This is a genomic window from Achromobacter sp. D7-1 (genome assembly GCF_059760445.1).
The window spans coordinates 1-17,719 of record NZ_JCBAMT010000074.1 but is presented as its reverse complement, the minus strand read 5'-3'; the positions used below and the strand labels follow the sequence as shown (position 1 = coordinate 17,719).

The following is a 17,719-nucleotide window of genomic DNA, read 5'->3' as shown; positions in this document are numbered from 1 at the left end:
TGGTCTCTGTCATGAAATCCCTGCCGCGCCGCCAGTTTGATGTGGTGGTCGTTGGCGCCGGCGGAGCCGGCATGCGTTGTTCGCTGCAACTGTCCCAAGCGGGCCTGTCCGTTGCAGTGCTGTCCAAGGTGTTCCCCACGCGTTCGCACACCGTTGCCGCGCAAGGCGGCGTGAGCGCCTCGCTGGGCAACATGAGCGAAGACAACTGGTACTGGCACATGTACGACACCGTCAAGGGTTCGGACTGGCTGGGCGACCAGGACGCCATCGAATTCATGTGCCGCGAAGCGCCGAACGCCGTGTACGAGCTCGAGCACTTCGGCATGCCGTTCGACCGCAACCCCGACGGCACCATCTACCAGCGTCCGTTCGGTGGCCACACCGCCAACTTCGGTGAAAAGCCGGTCCAGCGCGCCTGTGCCGCTGCCGACCGCACCGGCCACGCGCTGCTGCACACCCTCTACCAGCGCAACGTCGCCGCGCGCACCCAGTTCTTCGTCGAATGGATGGCGCTGGACCTGCTGCGCAACGAAGCGGGCGACGTCGTGGGCGTGACCGCCCTCGAAATGGAAACGGGCGAAATCTACATCCTGGAAGCCAAGACCACGGTGCTGGCCACCGGCGGCGCCGGCCGCATCTGGGCCGCTTCCACCAACGCCTTCATCAACACCGGTGACGGCCTGGGCATGGCCGCCCGTGCGGGCATCCCGCTGCAGGACATGGAATTCTGGCAATTCCACCCGACCGGCGTGGCCGGCGCCGGCGTGCTGATCACGGAAGGCGTGCGCGGCGAAGGCGGCATCCTGCTGAACAAGGATGGCGAACGCTTCATGGAGCGCTATGCGCCCACGCTGAAGGACCTGGCTCCGCGTGACTTCGTGTCGCGCTCGATGGACCAGGAAATCAAGGAAGGCCGCGGCTGCGGTCCGGACGGCAGCTACGTGGTCCTCAAGCTGGATCACCTGGGCGCCGACGTCATCAACAAGCGCCTGCCCTCGATCCGCGAAATTGCCATCAAGTTCGGCAACGTGGACCCGATCAAGGAACCGATCCCCGTCGTTCCGACCATCCACTACCAGATGGGCGGCATTCCGGCCAACTACCACGGTCAGGTGTTGTCGCGCGAAAATGGCGAAAACAAGGTCGTCAACGGCCTGTACGCCATCGGCGAATGCGCCGCGGTGTCGGTGCACGGCGCCAACCGCCTGGGCACCAACTCGCTGCTGGACCTGATCGTGTTCGGCCGCGCCACCGGCAACCACATCGTCAATTCGCATCCGGAACGCCAGCACGCGCACCAGCCCGTGCCGCAGCAAGCCGTCGAATTCTCGCTGGACCGCGTCAACAAGCTGGAATCGCGCACCTCGGGCGAAAAGACCCAGGACATCGGCAATGCCATCCGCTTCTCGATGCAGCGCCACTGCGGCGTGTTCCGCACGCTGGAACTGCTGAACGAAGGCGTGACCCAGATCGAAGATCTGGCCAAGCAAGCCGACAATATCTACTTCAAGGACAAGTCCAAGGTGTTCAACACCGCGCGCGTCGAGGCGCTGGAAATGGCGAACATGACGGAAGTGGCCCGCGCCACCATCAAGTCGGCCGCCGCCCGCACCGAAAGCCGCGGCGCGCACGCGCTGGACGACCACCCGACGCGCGACGACGAAAACTGGCTGAAGCACACGCTGTGGTACTCCGAAGGCAGCCGCCTGGATTACAAGCCCGTGCAGATGAAGCCGCTGACGGTCGAGTCCTTCCCGCCCAAGGCGCGTACCTTCTAAGTCCGGATTGAGCCCACTATGAGCAACAAGAGAATCGTCAAGTTCGAAATCTACCGCTACGATCCGGACAAGGACGAGCGCCCGTACATGCAGAAGCTGGAAGTCGAACTCCAGCCGACCGACAAGATGCTGCTCGATGCGCTGGTGCGCATCAAGAACGACGTCGATGACAGCCTGGCCCTGCGCCGCTCGTGCCGTGAAGGCGTGTGCGGCTCGGACGCCATGAACATCAACGGCAAGAACGGTCTGGCGTGCACCACCAACCTGCGCGAACTGAAGGAACCCATCGTTCTGCGTCCGCTGCCGGGCCTGCCCGTCATCCGCGACCTGATCGTGGACATGACGCACTTCTTCAACCAGTACCACTCGATCCGCCCGTACCTCATCAACGACACGCCGCCGCCCGAAAAAGAGCGTCTGCAGTCGCCCGAGGCGCGCGAAGAGCTGGATGGCCTGTACGAGTGCATTCTGTGCGCGTGCTGTTCCACTTCCTGCCCGTCGTTCTGGTGGAACCCGGACAAGTTCGTCGGCCCGGCCGGCCTGCTGCAAGCCTACCGCTTCATCGCCGACAGCCGCGACGAAGCCACGGGCAGCCGTCTGGACAACCTGGAAGATCCGTACCGCCTGTTCCGTTGCCACACCATCATGAATTGCGTCGACGTCTGTCCCAAGGGACTGAACCCGACCAAGGCGATCGGCAAGATCAAGGAACTGATGGTTCGCCGCACGGTCTAGTTTTGAACAAGCGTATTTTTGCCTCCGGCGGCGTTATTGCCGCCGGGCTGTCCCAAGGCAAAAACGTCCCCTCGGGGACAGCAAACCCGCGTAGCGGGTGCGGCGCCGGGGCTTTTTTTAGGTGTATGGAAAGATGAGCAAGCTAACTGAATTGGAGCGGGCGCGTTTGCGTTGGCGGGCGCGCCGCGGTTTGCTCGAAAACGACTTGATCATCACCCGGTATCTGGATGCCCACGAGGCTGAGCTTACCGATGATGACGTGGCGGCATTGACGCAGCTTTTCGAGATGGGAGACAACGACCTTCTCGATCTGCTGCTGGCCCGCAAAGAGCTTGAGGGCGCGCTGGACACGCCCAGGCTTCGGAGCATCATTGGCCAGATGCGCGCGCTCTGATTAATTGAGAGGAATGAACATGAACCTGTCTGACAAAAAAGCCACTCTATCCTTCTCGGATGGCAGCGCCCCCATTGAGTTCCCTGTTTACAAGGGTACGGTTGGTCCGGATGTGATCGACATCCGCAAGCTGTACGGCCAGACGGGCATGTTCACGTTTGACCCCGGCTTCATGTCCACCGCCGCCTGCGAATCGGGCATCACGTACATCGACGGCGACAAGGGCGAACTGCTGTACCGCGGCTACCCCATCGAGCAATTGGCCGTCAATTGCGACTTCATGGACATCTGCTACCTGATCCTGAACGGCGAACTGCCCAACAAGGACCAGAAGGCCGACTTCGATTCGCAAGTGACCCATCACACGATGGTGAACGAGCAGCTGCACTTCTTCCTGCGCGGCTTCCGCCGCGACGCGCACCCGATGGCCGTCCTGACCGGCCTGGTCGGCGCGCTGTCCGCGTTCTACCACGACTCCACCGACATCACGAACCCGCAGCATCGCCACATCTCGGCCATCCGCCTGATCGCCAAGATGCCGACGCTGGTCGCGATGGCCTATAAGTACTCGCAAGGCCAGCCCTTCATCTACCCGCAGAACGACCTGTCCTATACGGGCAACTTCCTGCGCATGATGTTCGCCACGCCGTGCGAAGACTACAAGGTCAACGAAGTCGTCGAGCGCGCGCTGGACCGCATCTTCATCCTGCACGCCGACCACGAGCAGAACGCTTCGACCTCGACCGTGCGCCTGTGCGGCTCGTCGGGCACCAACCCGTTCGCCGCCATCTCGGCCGGCGTGGCTTGCCTGTGGGGCCCGGCTCACGGCGGCGCCAACGAAGCTTGCCTGCAGATGCTGGAAGAACTGCAAGCCAACGGCGGCATCGCCAAGGTCGGCGAGTTCATGGAGAAGGTCAAGGACAAGAACTCGGGCGTGCGCCTGATGGGCTTTGGCCACCGCGTCTACAAGAACTACGACCCGCGCGCCAAGCTGATGCAGGAAACCTGCAAGGAAGTGCTCTCGGCCCTGGGCCTGGAAAACGACCCGCTGTTCAAGCTGGCCATGGAACTGGAACGCATCGCCCTGTCGGATCCGTACTTCGTCCAGCGCAAGCTGTACCCGAACGTGGACTTCTACTCGGGTATCGTCCAGCGCGCCATCGGCATCCCGACCTCGCTGTTCACGGCCATCTTCGCGCTGGCCCGCACGGTGGGCTGGATCGCCCAATGGAACGAAATGCTGTCGGATCCCGATTACAAGATCGGCCGTCCGCGCCAGCTGTTCACCGGTTCGGTCACGCGCGACGTGCCGCCGATGGACAAGCGTTGATACGCTGCTGCCTGGCTTGACCAAGAAACCGCCTTCGGGCGGTTTTTTGTTGCCGTTTGCCGTGCGAAGACGGGCGGGCGACCCGGTGTCTGAACTTGGCGTTTGGGTTTGGCGTTTATCATCCTGCCATGATTCCCATAGCATTGCCTTCCGCCGGCTTCTACATCTTCGTTTCCCTGGGTTTTCTTGCGGGCCTGCTGCTGCTCGGTTGGGCCGTGGTCTTGGCGGTGAGCGCGGGCGCGCGCCGCACCGTACGCAAGTACTGGAAGACTTCCGCTCTGGCGTCGATCGTGCTGGCCGTGCCATTCGCCTTCTATGCCTGGGTCCAGACGGTGGTCTGGCAGATCGAGCGGGAGGGCGCCCGTGCGGAGGCCGCCCGCAATATCACGCTGCAGGAAACCACCACGGTCGGCGGCATTGCCATGCCAGCGGGAACGCGACTGAAGCTGCAGGACGAAGGGCAACTGGAAACCTATCTCGAAGCGGAGTTTCCACAGCCTGTGGCCATGTACGGGGTACTGGCGTCGAGCGCCCGGCGCTATCTCAACACCGATTACGACAACGAAACCTACGCCTTGCTGCGCCGCTACCCGCGCAATGTGATCCTGCGCGGCGCGGGTAGCCAGGCGGTGCAGGGTTGGCAGTGCGACGCCACACAGGACATTGAATTCGAGGTGGCGAGCGACGGCGCCATGAAGGCGTTCGACAAGTGCGTGCTGGGCCCGGGCAACCGGGTCGAGACCGTGGACCTTGCGCCGGGCTCCATCGTCTACGGCTCGAGTGGCACCGTCTACACCGATGGATCGCGCGATCCGGATCGCTGGCGCATCGAGGTCAAGAACCCGGTGGCGGTCAAGATATTCGGGCTGCCTTTGAGCGAGCCCCGGCTGTACCTCGACGAGGCGCGGCGCCTGTTGCGGGTCAGCGACGCGGAACTGGCCTGCCCGACGCGTTTCGGCGGCGTGAGCTATGCCGCAGGCACCCAGGTCAAGTCGGCGCGGCGCGGCCGCGGCGATGCGCGCGAGCCGTATCCGGGCGTGCTGGTGCTGAGCCCCTGGGACGGCCAAGTTGCCCGGCGTGACGGTCAGGCCGACGTGCCCGAGGGCATGTCGGTCATGCAGACGCTGGCCGGCGAGGTCGTGGACGTGCTCAAGAACGATGAGGCGGGCGTGTTCCACTTCGCCACCATCATCGTGGGCGACGAGGAACCGCAGCCCAGCCGCGCGGCCTGCCCCTGAACCACGCAGCAGGCCGGGGAGCCTGCCTTATGCGCCGATGCCGCGCGCCATCAGCACGGCGAACAGTGGCAGGAAGATGAACAGGTGCGATTCGATCATGACCCAGCGGCGGGCGCGCTTGATGTCGGCCGCGGCAGGCAAGAAGCCCGGTTGTTGGCGGGACTGCTTGGCCCAGCGCAGGAATGTCATCGTAGGCGCAATCGAACAGAGGCCGATGATGACGAAGAGCGTGATCTTGGCGTGGAACCAGGGATTGCTCATGTAGAACGCGGCGCCCTTGATGCCCAGCGTCAGGCGCAGCACTCCGGTGACAAGCACGACCACGGCGCTCAGCGCATAGAGGCGGTCATAAATGACCAGGCGCTTGAGGCCGCTGGCGCTGAGATCGGGCCGCAGCAGCACGGCTTCGGCCGTCAGGACCACCACGAGCAGGAAAATGGCCAGGTAGTGAAACCAGGCATACAAAGCGTCGGCCAGCATGTTGACTCCAGAAAACAAGGTCGAACTTGGTTTTTACCATCAGCGCGGGTAGGGCAGCTATCTTGATGGCGTGACCCTCCGGAATGAAAAAGAGCGCCCCGAGGGGCGCTCTTTGCCTTAGCGGCGGTCGATCATCAACGACGCTTCTTGGCGGCCTCGGCGGCTTCCTGCTGCGCGTCCACCACGGCCAGCGCCGTCATGTTGACGATGCGGCGCACGGTGGCGCTGGTGGTCAGGATGTGCACGGGGCGAGCCGCGCCCAGCAGGATCGGACCCATCGCGACGCCATTGCTGCCGGTCATCTTCAGCATGTTGTACGTGATGTTGCCGGTGTCCAGCGTGGGCATGACGAGCAAGTTGGCGCGGCCCTTGAGCGTGCTGTCCGGGTAGGCCAGGACGCGGATCTTTTCCGACAGGGCGGCGTCGGCGTGCATTTCGCCGTCGACTTCCAGGTCGGGAGCGCGGTCCTGCACCATCTGGCGCGCGGCGGCCATTTTGCGCGAGGATTCCGTCACGCGGCTGCCGAAGTTGGAGTGCGACAGCAGGGCGATCTTCGGCACCACGCCAAAGCGCAGCATTTCGTCCGCGGCCTGGATGGTGATGCTGGCGACTTCCTCGGCCGTGGGGTTCTCGTTGACGTGGGTGTCGGTGACGAACAGCGTCTGGTCGGGCAGCATCAGCACGTTCAGGGCGGCGTAGGTCTGGCCTTCCTTCTTGCCGATGATTTCGTCGATGTACTTGAGCTGGTTGTCGTACTTGCTGGCCACGCCGCAAAGCAGCGCGTCGGCGTCGCCGCGGCGCAGCAGCATCGCGCCGATCAGCGTGTTGTGCTTGCGGATCATCGCCTTGGCGATGGCCGGCGTCACGCCTTCGCGGCCCTTCAGCTGGTAGTACGCAGCCCAGGTCTCGTTGAAGCGGCTGTCGTCTTCCGGATCGACGATCTCGAAGTCCTGGCCGGCGACCAGGCGCAGGCCGAACTTCTTGATGCGCATCTCGATGACGGCCGGGCGGCCGATCAGGATCGGGAACGCCAGCTTCTCATCGGCCACGGTCTGTACCGCGCGCAGCACGCGCTCGTCTTCGCCGTCGGCGTAGATGACGCGCTTGGGCGCCTTCTTGGCCTGGGCGAACAGCGGACGCATCAACTGGCCCGAGTGGTACACGAAGCCCATCAGTTTCTGGCGGTAGGCTTCGATGTCCTCGATGGGACGGGCGGCCACGCCGGAGTCGGCGGCGGCCTGGGCCACGGCCGGCGCGATCTGGACGATCAGGCGCGGGTCGAAGGGCTTGGGAATGATGTAGTCCGGGCCGAACGACAGTTCCTGGCCGGCGTAGGCGCGGGCCACTTCGTCGTTCTGTTCGGCTTGCGCCAGTTCGGCGATGGCCTTGACGCAAGCCAGCTTCATTTCTTCCGTGATGCGCGAGGCGCCGGCATCCATGGCGCCGCGGAAGATGAACGGGAAGCACAGCACGTTGTTGACCTGGTTCGGGTAGTCCGAACGGCCGGTGGCGATGATGCAGTCCGGACGGGCGGCCTTGGCCACTTCGGGACGGATTTCCGGTTCCGGATTGGCCAGCGCCAGGATCAGCGGGCTGGCGGCCATGGTCTTGACCATGTCGGCGGTCAGCACGCCGGCGGTCGAGCAGCCCAGGAACACGTCGGCGCCGTTGACCACGTCGGCCAGCGTGCGCGCGTCGGTCTTCTGCGCGTAGCGCTTCTTGTTGGCTTCCATGTTTTCGTCGCGGCCGTCCCAGATCACGCCGCGCGAGTCCACCACGTAGATGTTTTCGCGCTTGACGCCCAGGTGGACCAGCAGGTCCAGGCAGGCGATGGCGGCTGCGCCGGCGCCCGAGCAGGCCAGCTTGACCTTGCCGATGTCCTTGCCCACGACCTTCAGGCCGTTCAGGATGGCGGCCGACGAAATGATGGCGGTGCCGTGCTGGTCGTCATGGAAGACGGGGATCTTCATGCGCTCGCGCAGCTTCTTCTCGATGTAGAAGCACTCGGGCGCCTTGATGTCCTCGAGGTTGACGCCGCCCAGGGTGGGCTCCAGCGCCGCGATGATGTCGACCAGCTTGTCCGGATCGTTCTCGGCCAGTTCGATGTCGAAGACGTCGATGCCGGCGAACTTCTTGAACAGGCAGCCCTTGCCTTCCATCACGGGCTTGGCGGCCAGCGGGCCGATGTTGCCCAGGCCCAGCACGGCGGTGCCGTTGGTGATCACGCCCACCAGGTTGCCGCGCGAGGTGTACTTCGAGGCGGCGTCATCGCCCTGGTCGAAGATGGCCATGCAGGCGGCCGCCACGCCGGGGGAGTAGGCCAGGGACAGGTCGTCCTGGTTGGCCAGGGTCTTGGTCGGGGTGACCGAGATTTTGCCGGGGGTGGGGTAGGCGTGGTAGTCCAACGCCATTTTGGTGAGAGTTTCGTCCATGGGATACAGGCCTTGAGGGCGCTAAATGGAAAGGAAATCGGATTGCAAAAGGCGGGCTCGCGGCCCGCCGTATTTTTTTGGAAATGCTTGGGAACACCCGTATTTCAACAGAAAGCGCGGGTGCTTGGTTGTTGCGGTGCAGCGAATGGACGATTTTGCGCAAAACCTCGCTGCATCGCGGATGGCAATCCTACAGTTCCCAAGGCGGCGTCTGGCGCGCGCCGGCATTCAAGCGCGCGCGCAGCGCCTGGGCATCTTGCTGGCGGTCCAGGCTGTCCAGGGCGTGCAGCACGATCCAGTCCGCGCTGACCTCGAAGAAGTCGCGCAGCTGGGCGCGAGTGTCGCTGCGGCCGAAGCCGTCGGTGCCCAGCGTGCGGTAGGGCGCGGGCACCCAGGCGCGGATCTGTTCCGGCACGGCGCGCACGTAGTCGCTGGCGGCGACGACCGGGGCGTTGCTTGCGCCCAGGCAGGTCCGGACCCAGTCGACGCTGGCCGGCAGGCCCAGCGCGCGGGCGCGTTCGGCTTCGCGGCCGGCGCGCGTCAGCTCGGAAAAGCTGGTGACGCTCCAGACTTCCGCGTCCACGCCGTAATCGGCCTGCAGGCGTTCTGCCGCGAGTTCCGCCTCGCGCAGCATCGGGCCCGCGCCCAGCAGGCGCACCTGGGCCTGCGCGCGCGCGGGCCGCAGGCGGTACATGCCGCGCAGGATGCCCTCGCGCACGTCCTCGCCCGCCGGCATGTCCGGCTGCGCCAGGTTTTCGTTGGTGACGGTCAGGTAGTAGAACTCGTCGCGCTGTTCGTCGAGCATGCGGCGCATGCCGTGTTCGACGATGACGGCGACCTCGAAGGCGTAGGCTGGGTCATAGGCGCGGCAGTTGGGCACGGTGGCTGCAATGATGTGACTGGAGCCGTCCTGGTGCTGCAGGCCTTCGCCGCCCAGAGTGGTGCGGCCGGAGGTAGCGCCGATGAGGAAGCCGCGCGTGCGCTGGTCGGCCGCGGCCCAGATCAGGTCGCCAATGCGCTGGAAGCCGAACATCGAGTAATAGATATAGAAGGGCAGCATCGGCAGGCCGTTGACCGAGTAGCTGGTGCCGGCGGCCGTCCACGAGGAAATCGCGCCGGCTTCGGTAATGCCTTCTTCCAGGATCTGGCCGTCGCGCGCCTCGCGGTAGTACAGCACCGAACCGATGTCCTCGGGTTCGTAGAGCTGGCCTTGCGCCGAATAGATACCGATCTGGCGGAACAGGTTGGCCATGCCGAAGGTGCGCGCCTCGTCGGCCACGATGGGCACGATGCGCGGCCCCACGGCGGCGTCCTTGAGCAGCGCGGTCAGCATGCGCACGATGGCCATGGTGGACGACATTTCCTTGCCGTCGGCGGCCAGCGCGAAGCGCGCCCAGTGTTCCGCGTCCGGCGGGGCCAGGCGGGGGGCCTCGGTGTTGCGACGGGGGATGTGGCCGCCCAGCGCGGCGCGGCGCGCTTGCAGGTGGCGCAGTTCGGCGCTGTCTTCGGCCGGGCGGTAGAACTTCAGCGCCAGGCAGTCGGCGTCCGAGATCGGTAGCGCGAAGCGGTCGCGGAAGGCCAGCAGCGCCTCGTCGTCCAGCTTCTTCTGCTGGTGCGTGGTCATCTTGCCCTGGCCGGCGGATCCCATGCCGAAGCCCTTCTTGGTCTGCGCCAGGATGACCGTGGGCTGGCCGCGATGATTCGCGGCGCGGTGGTAGGCCGCATGGATCTTCACCATGTCATGGCCGCCGCGGTGCAGGCGGTCGATGGCCTCGTCGCTCCAGTCGGCCACCAGGGCCGCCAGTTCGGGATTCTGGTTGAAGAAGTGCGCGCGGTTGAAGGCGCCGTCGTTGGCCGCAAAGGTCTGGAATTGTCCGTCCACGGTATTGGCGAAGGCGCGCGCCAGGGCGCCATTGGTGTCGCGCCGCAGGAGGGCGTCCCAGTCGCTGCCCCAGACCAGCTTGATGACGTTCCAGCCGGCGCCCGCGTACAGCGTTTCCAGTTCGTCGATGATGCGGCCGTTGCCGCGCACCGGGCCGTCCAGGCGTTGCAGGTTGCAGTTGACGACGAACACCAGGTTGTCGAGTTTTTCGCGCGCGGCCAGCGTCAGCGCGGCGATGGATTCGGGTTCGTCCATTTCGCCGTCGCCGAAGATGCCCCAGACCTTGCGGTCGCCGCCGGGCACGAGCGAGCGGTGTTCGAGGTAGCGCATGAAGCGCGCCTGGTAGATGGCGTTGATGGGACCGATGCCCATCGAGCCCGTGGGGAACTGCCAGAAGTCCGGCATCAGCCACGGGTGCGGGTACGACGACAGTCCGCGCAGGCCGCGGGCCGACGCGGTGATCTCCTGGCGGAAATGCGCCAGGTCTTCTTCGCCGAGGAAGCCTTCCAGGTAGGCGCGGGCGTACACGCCGGGCGCCGAGTGCGGCTGCATGTAGACCAGGTCGCCCGGCCCGTCCTGGCTTTGCGCGCGGAAGAAGTGGTTGAAGCCCACCTCGAACAGGTCGGCGGCCGAGGCGTAGCTGGCGATGTGGCCGCCCAGCTCGCCGTGCGCCTGGTTGGCGCGCACCACCATGGCCAGCGCGTTCCAGCGGTTGATGCGGGCGATGCGCTCCTCCACGGCCAGGTTGCCGGGGAAGGGCGGCTCCTGGTCGGCGGGGATGGTGTTGAGGTAGGCGGTGCGGGTCTGGCTGTTGGCGCGCAGGCCCAGCGACGCGGCATGCCCCAGCAGGTTGTCCAGCACGTAGCCTGCGCGCTCAGAACCTTCCGCCTGGACCAGCGCCTGCAGCGCGTCGCGCCATTCGGCGGTTTCGGCGGGGTCGGCGTCGTGCTGGATATCTTGCCCGGGGCGGGCGGAACTGGCGTCGCGCATGGTCTTGTCGTCTCCTGGTTTGACGTCCATGCTAGACCCTAGCCCCTGATATGGGTGATCAAAATTTTGGGGGAATTCCCGAAAATTCAGCATAATCTGTTGCAGGTTTTGCGGCTTGCGGCAGCTTCTGCCGAGGATGTGCCCGGCCGCCGCCCGGAGGGGGTGGCCGCAGGGTGGACGCGAAGGCGCTAGAATTCGCGGCTGGCATGATAGGAATTACTGCAATGACCCAACCCATCAGCGTCCCGGCAGAGGTCACGTTGCCCGAACTTACGTTCCGCGGCATCCTCCTGGGCGCAATCATCACCGTCATCTTCACGGCCTCCAACGTCTTCCTCGGACTGAAGGTGGGCCTGACGTTCTCATCCGCCATTCCGGCCGCGGTGATCTCGATGTCCGTCCTGCGGCTGTTCAAGGACGCGAACATCCTTGAAAACAATATGGTGCAGACCCAGGCCTCGGCGGCCGGCACGCTGTCATCCATCATCTTCATCCTGCCGGCCCTGGTCATGATGGGGCACTGGCAGGGCTTCCCGTTCTGGCAGACGCTGGGCATCTGCGCGGCGGGCGGCATGCTCGGCGTGATGTTCACCATTCCGCTGCGCCACGTGATGGTGGTGCAGAGCGACCTGCCGTATCCGGAAGGCGTGGCGGCCGCTGAAATTCTGCGGGTGGGCAGCGCCGAACGCGCCCAGGACGAGGCCGAGGAAAACGGACGGGCGCCGGCCAAGACGGCCACCGGCATGGGCGACATCGTCGCCGGCGGCGTGGTCGCCGCCGCGGTCAGCTTCGCCGCCAGCGGCTTGCGGGTCTTGGGCGACAGCGTTAGCGGCTGGTTCGCGCTGGGCGGCGCGGTGTTCCGGCTGCCCATGGGCTTTTCGCTGGCGCTGCTGGGCGCCGGTTACCTGATCGGCATTGTTGCGGGTCTGGCCATGCTGACCGGGCTGGTCATTTCCTGGGGCATCGCCGTACCCATCCTGACCGCCATGGGCGACATACCCGCGGACGTGTCGCAGGCCAAGTACGCCACGGGCCTGTGGGCTTCGCAGGTGCGCTTCATCGGCGCCGGCGTGATCGGCGTGGGCGCCATCTGGACGCTGGCCACGCTGTTCATGCCGATGGCGCGCGGCGTCAAGGCCTCGTTCGCGGCCCTGACCAAGGCGGGCGCGGCCCGCGCCGGACAAGCGCCGCGCACCGAGCGCGACCTGTCGGCCGGTTGGATCTCGGCGGTGACGCTGGTGCTGGTGGCGGTCCTGGTGGTGACCTTCCAGGTGTTCCTGTCGGGTGCGCCGCTGTCGCCCGCGGCGATCTGGAAGCTGGTGGCCTACGCCGTGCTGTTCGCTTTTGTGTTCGGCTTCCTGGTAGCCGCGGCCTGCGGCTACATGGCCGGCCTGGTGGGTTCCTCGACCAGCCCGATCTCGGGCGTGGGCATCGTCGCCATCGTGCTGGTGTCGCTCCTGATGCTGGCGCTGGGCGGCGAACTGCTGGGCGCGGAGAACGGCGTGCAGATGGCGATTGCCCTGGCTATCTTCAGCACCTCGGCAGTGGTGGCGGTGGCCTCCATTTCCAACGACAACCTGCAGGACCTGAAGACCGGCTGGCTGGTGGGCGCGACGCCCTGGCGCCAGCAGGTGGCCCTGCTGATCGGCTGCGTGGCCGGCGCGGCGGTGATCTCGCCGGTGCTGGAACTGCTCTACAACGCCTACGGCTTTGCCGACGCCATGCCGCGCGAGGGCATGGACCCGGCGCAGGCCCTGTCGGCGCCGCAGGCGACCTTGATGCTGGCGATTGCGCGCGGCATCTTCACGCACCAGCTCAACTGGACCATGATCCTGATCGGCATGGCGGTCGGCGTGGGCCTGATCGTGGTCGACGAGATCATGAAGCGCACCTGCCGCGTGGCCCGGATTCCGGTGCTGGCCGTGGGTATCGGCATCTATCTGCCGCCCACCGTCGCCGCGCCCATCGTGGTCGGCGCGGTCCTGGCCTGGCTGCTGGAACGCGCCCTGCGCCGCCGCGCGGCTGCGGCCGGCAAGCCCTACGAGCAGTTCGCCGATGCGGCCAACCGTCGCGGCGTGCTGATCGCGTCGGGCCTGATCGTGGGCGAAAGCCTGGTCGGCGTGCTGATGGCCGGCATCATCGGCGCGGCCGGCACGGAAGCGCCGTTGGCGATCGCCGGCGCGGGCTTCGAGCACACGGCATCGTTCCTGGGCCTGGCCGTCTTCGTGCTGGTGGCGATCCTGTTCTGGCGCCGGGTGATGAAGCTGGCGTGATACGCCCGGCCGGTCCTGCCGGGCGGCCGTCTCAGGCGGCGTCCAGCAGGTCGGCCAGCGTGCGGGCGATGACCTTGGTGGCGCGCCGCAGGTCTTCCAGCACCACGCGTTCATCGTTGCGCTTGGCGTGCGATTCCAGCACGGTGCGCGGTCCGGCGCCGTAGATCACCCCCGGGATGCCCGCTTCGGCGTACAGGCGCACGTCGGTATAGAGCGGTGTGCCCATGGCGGCGATGGGTTCGCCGAACAATTCCGCCCCGTGCTTCTGGATCGCCTGCACCAACGCCTGGTTGCCCGGCAGCGGCCGCATGGCATTGGCCAGCAGCAGGCGCTTGATGTCCACGCTGATGCCGGGCATGGAGGCGGCGGTTTCCTGGATGATGCGGCGGATGTCGGCCTCGACTTCGGCCGCATTCTCTTCGGGGATCATGCGGCGGTCCAGCTTGAATACGACTTTGCCGGGGACCACGTTGGTATTGGTGCCGCCTTCGATTCGGCCGACATTCAGATAGGGGTGGCTGATGCCAAGCACCTCCGACCTGATTTCGCGATACCGCGCGTTCTGCGCGTACAGCGCGTTCAGGATCGCGACCGCGCCTTGCAGCGCGTCCACGCCGCTGCTGGGAATGGCGGCATGCGCCATCTTGCCGTGCACCGTCACTTCCATTTGCAGGCAGCCGTTATGCGCGGTGACGACTTCGTAGCTGAAGCCCGCGGCGATCAGCAGGTCGGGCTTGGTCAGCCCCTGCGACAACAGCCAGCCGGGGCCGAGCAGGCCGCCGAACTCCTCGTCGTAGGTGAAGTGCAGTTCGACCGCGCCGCGGCGGGGCCGGGCGACGGCTTCCAGCGCGCGCAGGGCGTAGGTGTAGCTGGCGAAGTCGCTCTTGCTGACGGCGGCGGCGCGGCCGTACAGGCTGCCGTTGTCGATGTCGCCACCGTAGGGATCGTGTTCCCAGCCTTCGCCTGGCGGCACTACGTCGCCGTGGGCGTTGAGCGCCACGCGCAGGCCGCCCGCGCCGTACTCGCGGCGCACGATGAGGTTGGTGATGGATTGCAGCCCGTAGTCCCGCACGGCCTCGGCGGGCACGGGGTGGGCCTCGGCCTCCAGGCCGAAGCCTTGCAGCAGTTCGGCCGTGCGTTCGGCGTGCGGGGCGTTGTTGCCGGGGGGCGTGTCGGTCGGCACGCGCACCAGCGCCTGCAGGAAGCGGACTTCCTCGTCAAAGTGGGCGTCAATCCAGGCGTCGAGTCGGGCGTAGTCGGTCATGGTCGGCTATTGGGTGTCGTGGGCAAGGTCGTCGAGCAGGCGCAGGAACGCCAGCACGGCAAGCTGGATGTCGTCGCTGGAGGTGGACTCGCGCGGGTTGTGGCTGATGCCGGAATTCTGGCCGCGCACGAACAGCATGGCCTGGGGCATGACCTCGTGCAGCTTCATGGCGTCGTGGCCGGCGCCGCTGGGCATGCGGTGGACGGGCAGTCCCAGGGCGTCGACGGCGCGTTCCCAGCGCTGCTGCCAGGCGGGATCGCTGGGAGCGGCGGCGGCGCGCATGGTTTCTTCCAGCGCATAGCGCAGGCCGCGGCGCTGGCAAATCGCTTCGAGCTCGGCCAGCACGTCGTCCGCCAGCGCATCGCGCTGCTTGTCGCTGGGCGCGCGCAGGTCGAGGCTGAAGCGGCATTCGCCCGGCACCACGTTGATCGACCCGCCAGGCACTTCCAGCATGCCTATGGTGCCCACCGAGTCGCCGTCGCGAGCGGCGCGCTGCTCCACGTACAAGGCCAGTTCGGCGGCGGCGGTGGCCGCGTCGCGGCGGCGGTTCATGGGGGTGGTGCCGGCATGGCAGGCCAGGCCGTGGATCCGGACCTGATAGCGCACGCAGCCGTTGATCGACGTGACCACGGCCAGCGGCAGTCCCATTTCGTAGAGCACCGGTCCTTGTTCGATATGGACTTCGACGAAGCCCAGGTAGCGCGCCGGGTCGCGCTTCAGCCTGGGGATGTCCTCGCTGCGCAGGCCGGCTTGCGCCATGGCGTCGCGCATGCTGATGCCGTCGGCGTCCTGCTGGTCCAGCCATTCGGGCTTGAAGTCGCCGATCAGCGCGCCGGAACCCAGGAAGGTGGCGCGGTAGCGCTGGCCTTCCTCTTCCGCGAAGCCTATGACTTCCAGGTGATAAGGCAGGCGCTTGCCTTGACGGTGCAGTTCGCGCACGCAGGCCATCGGCACGAAGATGCCCAGCCGGCCGTCGTACTTGCCGGCGTTGCGCACGGTGTCGTAATGGCTGCCGGTCATGAGGGTGGGGGCGTCGGCGTTCTCGGCCAGATAGCGGCCGACCACGTTGCCCACGGCATCGATGCCGACCTCGTCGAAACCGCAATCCCGCATCCACTGCGACAGCAGAGCGGCGCAGGCGCGATGGGCTGCGGTCAGGTAGGTGACGGTGAGCTGGCCCTTTTCGGCATAGCCCGGATCGCTATGGACGGCCAGTTGCTCGCCCCAGTCCCAAATGTCGTTGCCGATGGCAGGTTCGGCGCCAAAGCGATCCCGCAGGCGGATCTCGGCGATGCGGTGCAGCTGCTGCTGAACCTCTTCAAATTCGAGGTCCGGCGGGTTGTCGAGGCGGCGGGCGAATTCGTCGATCACCAGCTGGCGCGTCAGGCCGGCGCCGCGCGGACCACGCACGGCCAGCACGAAGGGAAAGCCGAACCGGGTTTTGTAGGCGGCGTTCAACTCCTGCAGGCGCGCGAGTTCGGCGGGCGAGCAGCCGGCCAGTCCAGCCAGTTCCTGCTCGCGTGCGGAATCCGCGCCCAGGGGCGCGCCTGGCGTGGCCGCCAGCTCGGGATGGGCGCGCAGCAGCGCTGTCCGGGTCTCGGCATCGCCTGCGCTCATGGCCTGGCGCAGGCGCTGACCCAGATCGGCCAGCGAGCGGAACGGCCGGTGGGCAAGTGCGCGCTCGGCAATCCAGGGCGCGTGCCCGTACAGGCCGTCGAGCATGGCGGCGGCGTCCGCGGGCGCCGCCGCATTGAGTTGGGCTAGGGTGTGGGCCATGGCCGTCCTGTTCAGGCGTTGGGGGTATAGGGATGCGCCGCTTGCCAGTGGCGCGCGATGTCGAGCCGCCGGCAGACCCAGACGCGGTCGTGGCTGGCGATGTGGTCCAGGAAGCGTTGCAGCGCGGTGATGCGGCCGGGCCGGCCCAGCAGGCGGCAATGCATGCCGATGCTCATCATCTTGGGCGCCTCGTCGCCTTCGGCATAGAGCGCGTCGAAGCTGTCCTTCAGGTACTGGAAGAAGGGATCGGCGTGCGAATAGCCCTGCGGCAACGCAAAGCGCATGTCGTTGCAGTCCAGCGTGTAGGGCACGATCAGCTGCGGCACGACGCTGCCGTCCGTCTTCCGCACGCGCATCCAGAAGGGCAGGTCGTCGCCGTAGTAGTCGCTGTCGTATTCGAAGCCGCCGTAGTCGGCGACCAGGCGCCGGGTGCGCGGGCTGTCGCGGCCGGTGTACCAGCCCAGCGGACGGCTGCCGGTCAACTGCGTGATGGCGTCCATGGCCAGGCGCATATGCTCGCGCTCGGTGGCTTCGTCTACGTGCTGGTAATGAATCCAGCGCCAGCCGTGGCAGGCGATCTCGTGTCCCAGTTCGACGAAGGCGGCGGTCAGTTCCGGGTGGCGTTGCAAGGCCATGCCGACGCCGAACACGGTCAGCGGCAGGCCGCGCTTCTCGAACTCCCGCAGGATGCGCCACACGCCCGCGCGCGAGCCGTACTCATAGATGCCTTCCATGCTGAGATGGCGTTCCGGATAGCTGGCGGGGTTGAACATTTCCGACAGGAACTGTTCGGACCCGGCGTCGCCATGCAGCACGCTGTTCTCGCCGCCTTCCTCGTAATTCAGCACGAACTGGACCGCGATGCGCGCCTGCCCCGGCCAGCGCGCATGCGGCGGATTGCGGCCGTAGCCGGCCAGGTCGCGGGGGTAGGGGAGCGTGGAATCGTAGGCGGTCATGAACAGGCGGGCGGAGTGCGCCGGCGCGTGGCGGCCGGGCGTGGGTTGGCGGACGACTTCCTCATGATCAGCACCATAGCTGGAAATCCTGGTTTTGTATACAAACTATGTACATGATTTTCCCCTGCCTGAATCGGCGCCACGGGAAAAGCGCGGGCAGGAAAAAGCCCAGCCGGCGGATACGCCGGCTG

At 66.2% G+C, this 17,719-nt stretch carries 12 protein-coding genes; 6 read left to right on the top strand and 6 right to left on the bottom strand.

Features of this window, described 5'->3' with window-relative positions; genetic code table 11:
- The first annotated feature begins 11 nt into the window (after positions 1-11).
- The 5 genes from sdhA (at position 12) to AC6LKD_RS25155 (ending at position 5,475) form a co-directional block, all read left to right on the top strand.
- Entirely contained in the window at positions 12-1,778 is a 1,767-nt protein-coding gene (sdhA, locus tag AC6LKD_RS25175) for a succinate dehydrogenase flavoprotein subunit (RefSeq protein WP_492274783.1), read from the top strand.
- 18 nt (positions 1,779-1,796) lie between these two features.
- Complete coding sequence (locus AC6LKD_RS25170; protein WP_013392310.1) at positions 1,797-2,513, top strand: succinate dehydrogenase iron-sulfur subunit; 717 nt, start codon at positions 1,797-1,799, stop codon at positions 2,511-2,513.
- A gap of 133 nt (positions 2,514-2,646) precedes the next feature.
- Positions 2,647-2,907, top strand: a complete 261-nt coding sequence (locus AC6LKD_RS25165) for a succinate dehydrogenase assembly factor 2 (protein ID WP_013392311.1) — start codon at positions 2,647-2,649, stop codon at positions 2,905-2,907.
- A 19-nt stretch (positions 2,908-2,926) separates the two neighbouring features.
- A complete protein-coding gene (locus AC6LKD_RS25160) occupies positions 2,927-4,237 on the top strand; it encodes a citrate synthase (protein WP_013392312.1) in 1,311 nt (436 codons plus the stop codon).
- Positions 4,238-4,365: 128 nt separating this feature from the next.
- On the top strand, positions 4,366-5,475 hold the full coding sequence (locus AC6LKD_RS25155; RefSeq protein WP_498117793.1) for a hypothetical protein: 1,110 nt from the start codon (positions 4,366-4,368) through the stop codon (positions 5,473-5,475).
- 27 nt (positions 5,476-5,502) lie between these two features.
- On the opposite strand, the gene AC6LKD_RS25150 is transcribed toward AC6LKD_RS25155, so the two are convergent.
- The 3 genes from AC6LKD_RS25150 to mdeB form a co-directional block, all read right to left on the bottom strand.
- The gene (locus AC6LKD_RS25150; protein WP_013392314.1) at positions 5,503-5,955 is read right to left on the bottom strand and encodes a DUF2214 family protein; all 453 of its coding nucleotides are present in this window, start codon (positions 5,953-5,955) and stop codon (positions 5,503-5,505) included.
- A 134-nt stretch (positions 5,956-6,089) separates the two neighbouring features.
- Positions 6,090-8,387: an NADP-dependent malic enzyme gene (locus tag AC6LKD_RS25145; protein WP_013392315.1), complete on the bottom strand. Its 2,298-nt coding sequence runs from the start codon at positions 8,385-8,387 to the stop codon at positions 6,090-6,092.
- 190 nt (positions 8,388-8,577) lie between these two features.
- Positions 8,578-11,259 (bottom strand): alpha-ketoglutarate dehydrogenase, encoded by a 2,682-nt coding sequence (gene mdeB / locus AC6LKD_RS25140; RefSeq protein WP_498117800.1) that lies wholly within the window; start codon positions 11,257-11,259, stop codon positions 8,578-8,580.
- A 224-nt stretch (positions 11,260-11,483) separates the two neighbouring features.
- Between mdeB and AC6LKD_RS25135 the strand changes: the two genes are divergently transcribed.
- Entirely contained in the window at positions 11,484-13,532 is a 2,049-nt protein-coding gene (locus tag AC6LKD_RS25135; protein WP_498117792.1) for an OPT family oligopeptide transporter, read from the top strand.
- A 31-nt stretch (positions 13,533-13,563) separates the two neighbouring features.
- On the opposite strand, the gene AC6LKD_RS25130 is transcribed toward AC6LKD_RS25135, so the two are convergent.
- Genes AC6LKD_RS25130 through puuE form a run of 3 tightly spaced genes read right to left on the bottom strand, consistent with a single transcriptional unit; the run spans position 13,564 to position 17,528 of the window.
- Complete coding sequence (locus AC6LKD_RS25130; protein ID WP_498117791.1) at positions 13,564-14,796, bottom strand: M20 family metallopeptidase; 1,233 nt, start codon at positions 14,794-14,796, stop codon at positions 13,564-13,566.
- A gap of 6 nt (positions 14,797-14,802) precedes the next feature.
- Positions 14,803-16,572 carry a 2-oxo-4-hydroxy-4-carboxy-5-ureidoimidazoline decarboxylase gene (uraD, locus tag AC6LKD_RS25125; protein ID WP_498117790.1) on the bottom strand — a complete coding sequence of 590 codons (1,770 nt, stop codon included), beginning with the start codon at positions 16,570-16,572 and terminating at the stop codon, positions 14,803-14,805.
- A gap of 11 nt (positions 16,573-16,583) precedes the next feature.
- Positions 16,584-17,528, bottom strand: coding sequence for an allantoinase PuuE (gene puuE, locus AC6LKD_RS25120; RefSeq protein WP_013392320.1), 945 nt, complete (start codon positions 17,526-17,528; stop codon positions 16,584-16,586).
- Positions 17,529-17,719 lie beyond the last annotated feature (191 nt).